We start from the raw sequence: 12,686 nt of genomic DNA, 5'->3' as shown, positions 1-12,686 counted from the left end.
GCCGAGGAAAGGGGCGATGCCCCGCACGCCAGGCCGCGCGGCGAAGAGCTTGCAGGAATGGACAAGGACCCTGGTTTTAAGGCAAGGCGCTGGGTGGTTGGGGTTTGCCACTCCTGGTTTGACCGGTTCAGGAATCTCTTGGTGCGCCATGAAAAAATGGATCGGAGCCATCTCGGCTGGCTTATGCTGGCCGCTTCGGCCATCGTGTTACGGAAAACAAAACGGAAAGGTCAGGGGAATATTATTTATGGATAAGCTCTTAATCTTTTCGACGCTGAGCAGGCTTAAAATCTTATATGTAATTTAAGTTTAAATTCACTCAGTATTTTAAGCATATCAATAATTTATTTATAGCTACTAATGGCTGGCACCACACTATTTTTTCCTAAAACGCCCCAAACAAAAAATGACACATTCACCTGGACAGGCTTAATTGGCTGTGGTGATTCATTGGCTTTGGCTACTGCCATCAAAAATGAAAACCGTCTGTTTGTGGTGGTCACGCCCGACAACCAGACGGCTTTGCGCTTAGAGCATGAGCTGGCGTTTTTTTTGCCAGACGAACATCCCATACTGCACTTCCCTGATTGGGAAACGCTGCCTTACGATGTTTTTTCGCCGCTTGCTGAGATTATTTCAGAACGCCTGAAAACCTTGGCTTTGCTGCCGCAGGTAAAGCGTGGCGCATTGGTGGTTTCGGTGACGACGCTAATGCACCGCTTAGCGCCGAGAGAACATGTCTTAGCCAACAGTTTTGCGATTAAGGTTGGCGATGATTTTAATCTGGAGTTGAATAGAATTAAGCTGGAAAGTGTGGGCTATCAGTGCGTTTCTCAAGTATATCAACATGGTGAATTTGCCGTTAGGGGTTCGATAGTCGATTTGTTTCCGATGGGCAGTAAAGTCCCTTACCGCATTGAGTTATTTGATGAGGAAATTGAATCGATTCGTACTTTTGATCCTGAAACCCAACGGTCGTTGGGTATCTGTAACGAGATTCAGTTATTTCCGGCGCGCGAATTTCCGTTTACTGATGAATCCATCAAACATTTTCGTCAGGCGTTTAGGGAATATTTTCCCGAAACTTCACTAAAAAACCTGTTGTACCTGGATGTCAGCAAAGGCATTACACCCAACGGTATCGAATATTATTTGCCGCTGTTTGTAGAACAAACTGCAAGCTTGTTCGACTATCTCCCTGCATCCTCGGTGTTAGTAACGACAGAGGCGTTTAATGCCACCGCTCTAGCTTTTTATGCGGAAGCAGAGGATCGTTTTCAGCAACGGAAATATGATGTTGACCGGCCATTGCTTGCGCCAACGCTGTTATTTTTATCGGCAGAAGAACTGTCACAAAGAACTACAGCCTTTGCCCGTATTACTCTCGACAATACGGGTGCAGGTGATGGCAATGTATTCAACTGCCATGCCCTGCCTGACCTAACCATTGATGCCAAATTGACTGTGCCAGCCCAACGGTTACAGCAGTTTGTTAAAGAATTTACCGGAAAAATTCTCTTTGTCGCTGAGTCTGCGGGTCGTAGGGAAGCCTTAATCGATAAATTAAGGCACAACAAAATTCTGGTTAAGCAGGTAGAAAGCTGGCAGGTATTTTTAACCACCGATATTTCGCCAGCTATTACGGTTGCGCCTATGGATCACGGCGTATGGCTGGAAAATCCTGCACTTGCCATCATCACTGAAAGCCTGCTGTCAGGTGAAAAAATCCAGCAACGACGCAGGCGTAGGCGGTCAGCGGCGCACGAACTGGAAAACATCGTCAATAACCTGAATGAATTGACGATAGGTTCCCCGGTAGTACACCAGGAACACGGCATCGGTCGTTACTTGGGGTTGCATACCTTGAAAATTGGCGGCATACCCGCCGAATTTCTAGCATTGGAATACGCCAACGGCGACAAAATATATGTGCCGGTTTCATCGCTGCATGTGATTGGTCGCTACACGGGCGTAAGCCCTGAAAATGCGCCCTTGCATAAATTGGGTGGAGACCAATGGAGCAAAGCCAAGAAAAAAGCGATTGCGCGAATACGTGATGTGGCGGCGGAATTACTGGACATTGAGGCGCAACGCGCCGTGCAAAAAGGCCATGCGTTTTGCGTACAAGATGCCGATTATCTGGCGTTTGCCGATGCCTTTCCATTCGAGGAAACGCCAGACCAACAAACAGCCATTGAAGCGATCCTGGAGGATATGGCGAGTCCGCAGCCCATGGACAGGGTCGTATGCGGCGATGTCGGCTTTGGTAAAACCGAAGTCGCCATGCGGGCGGCTTTTATTGCCGTACAAAGCGGCAAGCAGGTTGCGGTGTTGGTGCCGACGACTTTATTGGCGCAGCAACATTTCCAGAATTTTCGTGACCGCTTCGCCGACTGGCCTGTGCGCGTTGAGGTGATGTCGCGGTTTGTTTCGCCCAAACAACAAAAAGAAATTATGGAAAACTTGGAGCAGGGCAAGGTTGATATTGTGATCGGCACCCATAAACTCTTATCCAAAGACCTACGCTACAAAGCGCTGGGGTTGGTTATTATTGATGAAGAACACCGTTTTGGCGTGACCCAGAAAGAACACTTCAAAAAGCTGCGGCACTCGCTGGATATGCTGACCTTGACGGCAACGCCTATACCCAGGACGCTCAATATGGCCTTGTCGGGATTGCGCGATATTTCCATCATCGCTAGCCCACCGCCGAACCGCCATGCCATCAAGACCTTTATCAGCGAGTGGGTGGACGCGCAAATCAAGGAAGCCTGTCAGCGTGAAATCAAGCGCGGTGGACAAGTGTTTTTCCTGCATAACGATGTCAAATCCATGGGGAAGATGGCCGATGACCTGGAAAAGCTGTTGCCCGAAGCCCGGATAGCGATTGCCCACGGACAAATGGCAGAACGGGATCTGGAGCATATCATGATGGATTTTTATCATCAGCAGTTTAATCTGCTGCTGTGTTCCACCATTATTGAAAGCGGCATTGATGTTCCCAGTGCCAACACTATCATCATCAATCGTGCCGATAAACTGGGCTTGGCGCAACTGTACCAGTTGCGGGGCAGGGTGGGGCGCTCGCATCATCGGGCTTATGCTTATTTTGTTGTGCCGCCCAAAGCCTTGATGAGCACCGATGCGGTAAAACGCCTGGAAGCCGTGGAAAAATCGGGCGATTTAGGGGCAGGTTTTATGTTGTCTTCGCATGATATGGAAATTCGTGGGGCAGGGGAGTTATTGGGTGATGAGCAAAGCGGACAAATTCAGGAAATTGGCTTTACCTTATACACCGAGTTGCTGGAACGTGCGGTGGCGGCGCTTAAATCAGGCAAAGTCGCCGATCTGGAAGCACCGATGGAAAGAGGGCCGGAAGTCGATCTGCAAACAGCGGCGCTGATTCCCGCAGACTATCTGCCTGACATTCATGCCCGTCTGGTGCTGTATAAGCGAATTGCCAACACAGAAACTGAAGAAGATTTACGTGAATTGCAGGTGGAAATGATCGACCGTTTCGGATTGTTGCCGGAACCGATAAAAACCCTGTTCAGCGTTACAGAATTAAAGCAACAGGCCGCAAAACTGGGCATCAAGAAGATTGATGCGAACGCCGGCGGCGGGCGTATCGTCTTTACGGCAAATCCTACACTCAATACCGAAGAGTTGATTCGATTAATCCAAACTGAGGCGCAATGTTACAAGTTTGACGGCGCTGATAAGTTAAGGTTTATCAAACCGTTTAGCGACACAGAACAAAAACTTTGGTTTATCAGCGGGTTATTGAGAAAATTAACGCCGGAAACAGAAGGATGTAGGACGATCTGAACGAAGGGAAACGCATCGCTTGCGATTGATGCGCTTCGTGTCTCAGCGCATCCTACGTGCTATCTTAAAATCAGGCGAACCGTTTGGCCCAAATTATTCGCTTGCATAATTTGTTTCAAGACGGTATCTACATTTGGTGCATCTTACGGGTTGTCATTGTTAGGTATTTTTCTTGTTTGTTCATTTGGTGGAAGCTTGGTAAGTATTGGTAAATCGTAGGTTGGGATGACGTTAGGAATCCCAGCAACACGGTGCATCAAGTGTTGGGGTTTGTTACCTCACCCCAACCGGCAGTTGAGCGCAATGTAAGATTCACAATTTTGTTAGTTCTGTCGTCTGCTTTGGAAATTTGGCAATAAGCCACTTTAAGATCTCGAGTTGATCTGCAGATGTTGCCCGGCGCACTTGAATAAGAATTTTCTGTAAATCAGGACGGGTAAGTGTGGCATTAGACGCACCCTCATTGTATACAGAACAAATTGCCCGAAGATTGGATGGATTGTCAGTACCGCCCATGCTCTTGTCAATAATATGACCAAGGTGTAAGCGTGTTTTCCGCGTTGAATCATAAGGATGTGGCTCACCGGCTACAGCCCCGCACATTTGGCAAGTAAAACCATTTCGGTCGAGGACAAATGCACGAGTTTCTTTTGATATAGCTCGTTCAAAGGCGGGTTGTGGCTTTGCAGTTTCTAGCAAGTATTGGCCAGGTTTCAATTCGCTGCGGTCATTATGCGTAAGGATTAAATAACCTTCCTCTGTTCTTAATTCACGAACACGACGCGCCCATTCTGATTGATTGTCCGCGACGGCTCGCAATTCTTCGGAACCCATAATGCGGCCAATATTGGCTAGAAAATGCGCTCGAAGCTTTCCACGCGCACCTCCTCTGGGGGATTTTTCTTTTGCCATTACTACGCCCGTTTAAGTTTCGGTTTTGCCGCAGCATTTAACGCAGCTTGAATCTGAGCGCCTACAGCGCAGGCAACTGGAGGCGGGAAAGCATTACCAATTTGACGGTATGAGGAAGTTTTTTTGCCGCTAAATTGCCAATCATCAGGAAACCCCTGAATACGGGCAGCCATGCGAATTGTAAGGCGCGGCATACCAATAAAATCCTTTGTCGGTGGTGCATCAGCTATTCCCATGCCATCAACTCCCAGTGATGCCCAGGCTTTTTTGGCTCTGGTTGGCCCAAGGTCAGGGCCTCCATGCTTTTTACTTCCACCAACTAAGGTAGGCGCTATATCGTACGCTCTTTTCTGCCAATGTTTCGCGCCAAGCCAGCCATTTGCAGCCATAAGATCATATAACGCCTCACCTACTGTTGGCGGCGGGGTAATAAGCGATGACGGCCACACAAATAGTCCAGCCACGCTTTTTTTTAGTGCCACGAAGACTACTCGTGGACGCAATTGAGGAACACCAAAATCACTGGCATTTAACAAACGCCACTCAGCGACATAACCTAGTTTTTTTAAGTCGGTGATTATTTTTGTACGATATTCATCAAAGATTGAGTCAAGTAAGCCTCTTACATTTTCAAACATGACTGCTTGAGGCCTGCACTCAGAAACCAGTCTAAGGGCTTCTGGGAATAAGTCACGTTCATCCTGTGTACCAAGCTGTTTACCAGCTTTTGAAAATGGCGGACAAGGTACGCCACCCGCTAAAAGCTCAATGCCTTGCCATTGTTCTGCTGAATAATGGCGAATGTCGCCTTCTGTGACATGCCAATGTTTACGGTTAATTCGTAGAGTTTGACAAGCGGGAGCCTCGATTTCAACAAGGCTGACATGCTCAAACCCAGCTTTCTCCAACCCAAGTGCCTGACCACCCGCACCAGCACATACTTCTACAGATTTCATCGACATAACTGGTTTTTTGAAAATTACTAAGTAATCAATATTTTACAGGTTTAAAATTTTCCAGCCTAGCAATATTGTTACCTGCGCAATCTAACGTTATTTGGCCTTTGGATAAGTTTTTTCCAAACTAGCCAGAATTGCCTTTTTATCCCATTTCAAAGTTTCACAATCCGCACAAGGGTGGGCTTTATTGTCATCTTCCACCACTTTTATGCGGTTTTCTGTACCGGGGTGGGACGACATCCACTCCGGCCCTTCGGCCTTGCCTTTATACTGCGCCTGCAATTTTTTGAAGAACGACACCAAGCCCTGTGGATCAATTTTACTTTTCCGCAATAAGGCGACACCTTTGATGTCGGCATCGGACTCTGCCTGACGGCTGAAATACTGAGCGGACACCTGATGCGCCATAACCATCATCACGGCGTTAACATCGCCCAACACCAGCAAAACGGTGGCGGCAATGCCGGAACTGGTAATCATGTTCTTTAAGGCGTGGCGTTGTTCTGCATGCTGGATTTCATGCGCCAACACCCCCGCCACTTCGTTGGCTGATTCCGCCCTTTCCAGCAAGCCTTTGTTGACGATGACAATGCCACCCGGCAACGCAAAGGCATTGATGGCAGGGGCATTTGAGATATGCCATTGGTATTTATAGGGCGAGCCTTGAGTCAAGCGGACGCCAATTTTTTTGACGGCATCCACTGCGACACCTTTATCGACCAGGGGCGATTGGGTTTTCAAGCTGGTTAACACTGATTCACCGATTTTGTACTCCGTTGCCAGCGATACTCGCCCAGCCACCCAAGAAACGGCAGTGTCGTATTGCCAGACGACCAAGACCGCCGCCAAAGCCAACGCACACAAGGAATAAGCCACGGTTTTCCAGACCAGACTTTGCCCTAAGGTTTCCCGTTTCCACTTGCCCAGTCCGGTGACTTCTTTCCTGGGCAATAGTCTGACCAGCGTTTTTTGTGCGTCTTGATTGGCAGGTATCAGCAACCAGGTATTGCCTTGATACTGCCAGCACAATTGCAATTTATCGTGGTCAAAACTGCCGACCCTGGCTTCCAACTCGGAAAAACTTACCGTTTGTTTTTGGTTGGGCAGATAAAGTCGACCTTCTTCGACCAGGCAGGCCGTCGGTTGCCCAGTGCTGGGCAGTTCCGGGCCAAAAAGCAAGATACTGACTTCATTATTCATGTCAGGGTTTGGCATAGATGGTGGCAATGGCAAACAGGATAATGGCGAGCAGGTAAAACTTGCCCATCCAGGACGACCGGCTACTGCTTCCGGTCAAGGCCGCACCCATCAACACCTTGCTCAAGCGGTTCATCGGCAAGGACTGTATCCACACCTTGCCGGGGCCGGATACGGTGGCATAAAACAAGCCCTCGCCACCAAACAGGCTGTTTTTCAGCGTACCGGTATATTTGATGTTGTAACGAGCTGTAGATGACAAACCAACCAAACAACCTGTATCAACCTTTAGCTCATCATCGGGACTTAACGTAACTTCCTTGAGCGTGCCGGAGGCATGGATGAATACGATTCCCTGCCCGCTGATTTTTTGCATGATAAAGCCTTCGCCACCGAAGAAACCCACACGCAGCCGTTTCTGGAAAGCTAACTGAATTTTTTGGCCTCTTTCCCCCGCAATATAAGCCCCTTTTTGGCAAATAATCATGCCGCCGTGTTCAGTCAAATTGATCGGGACGATTTCACCTGGGCTGGGTGCGGCAATGGCAATGGTTTGTGGCTTATTTGAGGTGTTCCGGTACACAGAACTGAACATCGACTCGCCAGTGAAGGAACGCTTGACCGCATTCCAAAACCGGCCTAGTGCACCAAGCCGCGAAGGGCTGCCATCACCCAGCAGGGTATCGATAACAATGTGCTTGTCCGTGTACATCATCGCCCCTTGTTCGGCAAGGGCTTCCTGGCCTGCATCCAAGGTTATTTTTATGTACTGTAAATCATTACCATTGATAGTGTAATTTAACTGCGTCATGGAGTGTCCTAGTCCTAATGGGAGTCGCTGAGTCTCAGCGAACAACAGGCTTTTAAAATTATTTAACCTACATTTACGGGTGGCTAAGCAAAAATCCAGCCACTCCAACGTTTTGAAAATAACACACCTTAAATTACTCAGACTTTAGAAAAGTCATTCAGTGCAATGGAAACTGAATGGAGCTGCCAAACTTAAATCTTCCTATGGGTTACTTTTGTTATATTCAGGGGAGATTTACTTAAATTCAATAGCTTATGAAAAATAAATAGGCTTAAGGATAGATAACTTTAGGCTTGAAGTAAGCTGCGGGATATTTGGGATCAAACTGATCTGGCGCTTGTTCAGCGGCATTTTCATCCATATAGATGACCTTCGATTCAAAATTTGCCGCAGGGTATTTCTCATCGATCACAGATGCTTTCGTTAATTGCGTCTGCCCGGCGGCATCTTCGTCAATATATGTCACTTTAGGTTGGAAGTTCGCCGCTGGATATTTGTCATCCGTTGTCGATGATTCCGCTTGGGCAGCGGTTTCATCTATGTAGGTGACACTAGGTTGGAAATTAGCGGCAGGGTATTTGTCGTCGGTGGCGGCCAAAGCGCTGAGGGAATTCAGGGAAATGGCACATGCCGCCAAGCCCAGGATAATTGATTTTTTCATAAAAACTTATTCTCCAATCGTTGTTAGTTAAATCCAGCGAACACAATCTACAACAAGAGTTGGAGTATCGAATATTTTGCTTGAATTCGCAACCGTTTTAAGAAAGGTGGTGAAACAAATCCACCAGTGCTTTATGTGCTTGCGACCGTGCGTAAAACCTATGGGGTTGAGATGAGGCTATTTTTTGGGAAGTAATCCTTAATTTTTTCACTCACCCGATTTGGATAATCAGAAATCAAGCCAGTTGTCCCGGTAGCCAATAAGTATCCCATCTCTTCCGGGTCGTTACACGTCCAAATATTCACGCCGAAACCTGCTTTATGCACCTTGCTAATGTGGGCGAGATAGCGGTTGCCGGGCAACCCACTAAATCCACTGAGGTTATAGTCCTTGTAACAGCCTAGATTGTATGCATTCGCTTTAAGTTTGCGTAGATAAGTAATGGGGGCTTTAATAGGTGTGTCAGTAAGGATGCCAATGGCAATTTTATTTGTTCGTAGTCGCACTTGTTTCAACAACTCGTGATCAAAAGCAGAAATCAGGATTTGATCTTCCATTTTCATCGCTTGTACGGCCTTCAATACAGCCTCAACCAATCCTGAATCGCCATCCGGCTGTGATTTGAGTTCTATGTTGACCATCAGCCCAAACTCTTTGGTCGAGCATAATATTTCGGCAAGAGTCGGAATCCTGATGTTGCCGGAAGCATAAAGCTTCCGTTCCGATGGGCTGACAAATTGGTCGATCTCAGCATCAGTCAGGCTTTGCAAAAATGGTTGTCTTTCTTCACTGGCAAGCGCCAACTGTTCAACATACCAGCTACCCGAATCTAACTTGCTAAGCTCTGCATAAGTAAAATCTGCGAGATTATAACTGTTGCGGTCAGGGAATTTGGTTTTGGCATCCGTACACCGGGTCAAATGCTCGTCGTGATGGACGATGACTACACCATCTTTAGCCATGCGTACGTCCATCTCGAACATTTCACAGCCTAAAGTTTTGGCTTTGGCAAAGGCAACAAGTGTATTTTCAGGCGCGAATGCCCTGGCACCGCGGTGCGCAATATTTAAAATATTTGTTGAAGTCCCTGGGATCATCGCGGTCAGATTAGGATTTATCATTCTTATTTTCAAGGAACGTGTAAAACGGTAAGCTATTATTAACGATATTACGACAGAAATTAAATATGCAAATACTAAACTCAATACTGAATTTTCGACAAGGGATGAACCGATGAAACGTCAAAACGGATTTTTAATTCCGTTTATAAAATTGGCGGGGCCTTTTTGGGGCTCCGAAAATAAGCTCGTAATCCGCATGGACACGGTGTTCCTGATTGTCCTCACTGTGTTTCAAATGGGCATAGCCGTGGTGATTACAGAATGGAATGCGGCTCTGTTTGATGACCTTGAACAGCGGTCAATGTCAGGTTTAATCACTCAGGTAGGGTTATTAGTCCTGATTTTCGTCGCCAATATTGCAATCACGACCATGCACCTGATAGTTAAACGGCGATTACTGATCGGCTGGCGCTTATGGCTGACGGATAAAGTCATTTCCAAATGGATGCATAAAGGCCGGCATTATCAACTGACTTTTATGTCGAAAGGGGATTATGACAATCCCGACGGACGCATAGCGGAAGACATCCGCATTGCAACCGAAGATGCTATCTCACTGGGGCATTCATTGTTTTACAGTCTTTTGTTGTTGGGCAGCTTTACTCAGATTCTATGGACGTTATCGGGTACGGTTGTTTTTGAACTAGGAAATTTTAAGCTTCCTGTTGCTGGTTACTTGGTTTGGATTTCGATAATGTATGCGGTTTGTGCATCAATCTTGGGATGGTGGATGGGTAAATCGCTCACTGCGGCAACGAATGTCCGGCAAAGCCAAGAGGCCAATTACCGTCGTGACCTGATAAAAGTGCAAGAAAATTCCCAGGCCATCGCCTTAATTCAGGGTGAGGATAATGAACAGGCGCGTATCCTTGGCTCATTTCAGACAATTATTGCGGCCTATCGACAACAAACAGCCGCCTGGAAACAAATTCAGATTTTCACGACAGGTTACTCGGTCGTGTCAATGGCATTGCCAATTCTGGTGGCAGCACCACGTTATATTGCCGGTGGAATCACCTTGGGTTCTTTAATGCAATCCGTCCAGGCCTTTCAGCAGATGGTTTCGGCCCTATCTTGGCCGGTCAATAGTATGGCTGAAATCGCCAATTGGCGGGCATCGGTTGAGCGAGTTTTAGGCTTGGTTAAGGCTTTGGATGAGTTGGAACACGGCATATCCTGCCACAATTCACATCAAATTTGTGTAGAAAAATCAAAAAAATCCGTATTAAAGTTTGATAATGTCACTATAGCTAATTTAGGCGTTGATACCATCTCAGCAACCATCAACACTGAAATTAAAGTGGGCGAACGTGTACTGATTTCCGGTAAGGCTGACACGGGGGCAAAATTGTTTGAGGCGATTGCTGGATTATGGCCGTGGGGATTCGGTCATATTCAAGTTCCGGTGGATGGCTCCCTGTTCTTTATGCCGCCCCGGCCTTACTTACCGACCGGGTCGCTCTTTACAGCCATTTGTTATCCTAATGCCACAAGTTCGTTCGAACGATCTGTAGTTGAAAATGTGCTAAAACAAGTCGGACTTAAAGAATTTGCGAAGCAACTTGACCGGGTTGCGTCATGGGAACAGATACTTTCCCGTGAACAACGGCAACGCTTGGGGCTGGCTCGCGTTTTACTGCATCGGCCCAAATGGATTTTTATTGAGGAAGCCCTGGATTCTTTGTCATCGGGCGGGGAAATCCATATGTTGGAATTACTGGGCAAAGAACTGCCTGATGCGGCAATCCTGAACATTACCAATCAGCCGTCGGCGGAAGCCTTTCATGAACGTAAACTAAAAATCTAGCCCGATTATTAATTAGAGGAAATAGCACATGATCCCGTCATTAACTAAAAACAAAGGCAAAAAACTTCGCGGTGTTAATCTTGGCGGTTGGCTAGTGCTGGAAAAATGGATAACCCCCAGTATGTTCGAGGGATTGAACGCAACGGATGAAACCACTTACTGCGCTGAATTGGGCGCTGTAGCCGAAACGAGATTACGGCAGCATTGGCAAACTTTTATCACCCGCGATGATTTCGCCTGGTTGGCAAGTATCGGTATCAATGCGGTGCGTATCCCGATTGGGCATTGGATTTTCGGCGCAAATTATCCTTATCACAGGGCGTATGGCGAGTATCAATATCCCTTTGTGGAAGGCGGAATTGACATACTGGATCAAGCCTTCCAGTGGGCGGAAGACTTGGGGTTGGCTATCATCCTCGATTTACATGCTGCGCCGGGTTGCCAAAATGGATTCGATAATGGCGGAATTAAAGATGTTTGCGAATGGCACACCGATGAGGGTTATATCAACCATTCTTTGTGGGTGCTGGAACAGTTGGCTGAATGTTATCATGGCCGCGCCGCGCTGCACGGGATTGAGGTATTGAATGAACCTCGTTGGGACGTTGATACCAATTTATTAAAAAAATATACAACGGATGGCTATTACCGTATCCGCAAATATTGCCAGCCCGAAGATGTGGCGGTAGTTTTTCATGACGGTTTCCGGTCTTATCAAGAATATCTGGGGTTTTTGAAAGAACCCGAATTTGACAATGTGGTGTTTGACATTCACCGTTACCAATGTTTTGAACGGGTCGATATTGATTCGGATATCTACGGGCATGTCAGGAAATCCGTCGTGGACTGGAAACAGGAAGCCGATGCCATCATCCAGGAAATGGATCAGTGGACTTATGTAGGCGAGTGGAGTTTGGGCATGGACTTAAAAGTGGTGTCGCTTTGGGCCATTGGGCCTTTTAACCATGCACTGGAAAAAATGGATAAATTTCAAATGGATGTAGCTTATCAAGCTTATGCGTACGCCCAATTGGCAACCTTCGAAAAATACCTGGGCTGGTTTTTTTGGAGCTACAAGACCGAAACCACACCGGCATGGTGCTTCCGCGATTGTGTCAATAATGGTTGGTTGCCGGATCGATTTGATTTTGAATAACTGATGCTGAGCGGCACTGACGCGGGCAGGGCTTGAAACCGTCCCTAACATTTTGATGCCACTACTATCTTTGAAACATACATGAAACCCTGCGGACGGGGAAACATGCCTGTCTCTTGATCACATTTTACTTGAGAAATAAACTATAACCCCATAAATAAATATAGGGTTTGTAGCAAGCATGATTCCAATAGACGAACTAGGGTGGTCACAACAACTCTTTGGCGGAAGCGA

At 47.0% G+C, this 12,686-nt stretch carries 9 protein-coding genes and 1 pseudogene; 4 read left to right on the top strand and 6 right to left on the bottom strand.

All coding sequences use genetic code 11. The features are described 5' to 3' along the window. A pseudogene (locus tag ACLQ6D_RS02760) lies at positions 1-255 on the top strand (IS5/IS1182 family transposase); the annotation flags it as partial. Positions 256-360: 105 nt separating this feature from the next. Then, on the top strand, positions 361-3,828 hold the full coding sequence (gene mfd / locus ACLQ6D_RS02755) for a transcription-repair coupling factor (RefSeq protein WP_411725736.1): 3,468 nt from the start codon (positions 361-363) through the stop codon (positions 3,826-3,828). Positions 3,829-4,140: 312 nt separating this feature from the next. On the opposite strand, the gene ACLQ6D_RS02750 is transcribed toward mfd, so the two are convergent. The 6 genes from ACLQ6D_RS02750 to ACLQ6D_RS02725 all read right to left on the bottom strand — a co-directional run bounded on the left by ACLQ6D_RS02750 (position 4,141) and on the right by ACLQ6D_RS02725 (position 9,489). After that, positions 4,141-4,740: an HNH endonuclease gene (locus ACLQ6D_RS02750; protein WP_411725734.1), complete on the bottom strand. Its 600-nt coding sequence runs from the start codon at positions 4,738-4,740 to the stop codon at positions 4,141-4,143. Between the two features lie 2 nt (positions 4,741-4,742). After that, a complete protein-coding gene (locus ACLQ6D_RS02745; RefSeq protein ID WP_411725733.1) occupies positions 4,743-5,702 on the bottom strand; it encodes a DNA cytosine methyltransferase in 960 nt (319 codons plus the stop codon). A 90-nt stretch (positions 5,703-5,792) separates the two neighbouring features. Continuing rightward, positions 5,793-6,914, bottom strand: coding sequence for a M48 family metallopeptidase (locus ACLQ6D_RS02740; protein WP_411725731.1), 1,122 nt, complete (start codon positions 6,912-6,914; stop codon positions 5,793-5,795). Beyond that, the gene (locus ACLQ6D_RS02735) at positions 6,901-7,707 is read right to left on the bottom strand and encodes a TIGR00266 family protein (protein ID WP_411725730.1); all 807 of its coding nucleotides are present in this window, start codon (positions 7,705-7,707) and stop codon (positions 6,901-6,903) included. Before ACLQ6D_RS02735 ends, ACLQ6D_RS02740 begins: the two co-directional genes overlap by 14 nt. A 271-nt stretch (positions 7,708-7,978) precedes the next feature. After that, the gene (locus tag ACLQ6D_RS02730) at positions 7,979-8,368 is read right to left on the bottom strand and encodes a hypothetical protein (RefSeq protein WP_411725729.1); all 390 of its coding nucleotides are present in this window, start codon (positions 8,366-8,368) and stop codon (positions 7,979-7,981) included. A 158-nt stretch (positions 8,369-8,526) separates the two neighbouring features. Next, entirely contained in the window at positions 8,527-9,489 is a 963-nt protein-coding gene (locus ACLQ6D_RS02725; RefSeq protein ID WP_411725728.1) for a glycerophosphodiester phosphodiesterase, read from the bottom strand. A 112-nt stretch (positions 9,490-9,601) separates the two neighbouring features. Between ACLQ6D_RS02725 and ACLQ6D_RS02720 the strand changes: the two genes are divergently transcribed. Both ACLQ6D_RS02720 and ACLQ6D_RS02715 read left to right on the top strand, forming a co-directional pair. After that, the gene (locus tag ACLQ6D_RS02720; protein WP_411725727.1) at positions 9,602-11,296 is read left to right on the top strand and encodes an ABC transporter ATP-binding protein/permease; all 1,695 of its coding nucleotides are present in this window, start codon (positions 9,602-9,604) and stop codon (positions 11,294-11,296) included. Between the two features lie 28 nt (positions 11,297-11,324). Next, positions 11,325-12,452 (top strand): glycoside hydrolase family 5 protein, encoded by a 1,128-nt coding sequence (locus ACLQ6D_RS02715; protein WP_411725726.1) that lies wholly within the window; start codon positions 11,325-11,327, stop codon positions 12,450-12,452. The last annotated feature ends 234 nt before the right edge of the window (positions 12,453-12,686 follow it).

Source organism: Methyloglobulus sp. (assembly GCF_046714055.1).
GTDB lineage: Bacteria > Pseudomonadota > Gammaproteobacteria > Methylococcales > Methylomonadaceae > Methyloglobulus.
This window is presented reverse-complemented; position numbering and strand designations above follow the sequence as displayed.

What these genes read in the sequence shown, in the direction of transcription:
- mfd (WP_411725736.1), top strand. Translation starts at nt 361, where the DNA reads ATGGCTGGCACCACACTATTTTTTCCTAAAACGCCCCAAACAAAAAAT.
- ACLQ6D_RS02750 (WP_411725734.1), bottom strand. Translation starts at nt 4,740, where the DNA reads ATGGCAAAAGAAAAATCCCCCAGAGGAGGTGCGCGTGGAAAGCTTCGA.
- ACLQ6D_RS02745 (WP_411725733.1), bottom strand. Translation starts at nt 5,702, where the DNA reads ATGTCGATGAAATCTGTAGAAGTATGTGCTGGTGCGGGTGGTCAGGCA.
- ACLQ6D_RS02740 (WP_411725731.1), bottom strand. Translation starts at nt 6,914, where the DNA reads ATGCCAAACCCTGACATGAATAATGAAGTCAGTATCTTGCTTTTTGGC.
- ACLQ6D_RS02735 (WP_411725730.1), bottom strand. Translation starts at nt 7,707, where the DNA reads ATGACGCAGTTAAATTACACTATCAATGGTAATGATTTACAGTACATA.
- ACLQ6D_RS02730 (WP_411725729.1), bottom strand. Translation starts at nt 8,368, where the DNA reads ATGAAAAAATCAATTATCCTGGGCTTGGCGGCATGTGCCATTTCCCTG.
- ACLQ6D_RS02725 (WP_411725728.1), bottom strand. Translation starts at nt 9,489, where the DNA reads ATGATAAATCCTAATCTGACCGCGATGATCCCAGGGACTTCAACAAAT.
- ACLQ6D_RS02720 (WP_411725727.1), top strand. Translation starts at nt 9,602, where the DNA reads ATGAAACGTCAAAACGGATTTTTAATTCCGTTTATAAAATTGGCGGGG.
- ACLQ6D_RS02715 (WP_411725726.1), top strand. Translation starts at nt 11,325, where the DNA reads ATGATCCCGTCATTAACTAAAAACAAAGGCAAAAAACTTCGCGGTGTT.